General features: G+C 30.6%; 1 protein-coding gene. It reads left to right on the top strand.

Going from position 1 to position 265, the window contains the following annotated elements; all coding sequences use genetic code 11:
• A partial coding sequence (locus SB775_RS30380; RefSeq protein ID WP_410864973.1) for a restriction endonuclease subunit S occupies positions 1 to 265 on the top strand: 265 nt, incomplete at both ends.

Genomic DNA, 265 nt, shown 5'->3' with positions numbered 1-265 from the left:
GGTGCAAATGCAGGAACACTCTATCCTTTTTCAGGGAAAGTGCAAATTACGGATAACACTGTATTTATTCAAAGTGAAAATTTGGACTTCATTTACTATTTACTGACAAACTTTGATTTAAAAAAACTTTCATTTGGCACTGGACAACCACTTATAAACTCTAGTGAATTAAAAAAACTAAAAGTTAATAAACCAGTAATGCTGAAAGAACAAAAAAAAATAGGAACATTTTTCAAGCAACTAGATGATACGATTGCTTTGCAAC

The sequence above is a fragment of the Peribacillus sp. SIMBA_075 genome, from assembly GCF_046534585.1.
The sequence above is the reverse complement of the archived record's forward strand: the minus strand, read 5'-3'. Positions and strand labels throughout refer to the sequence as shown.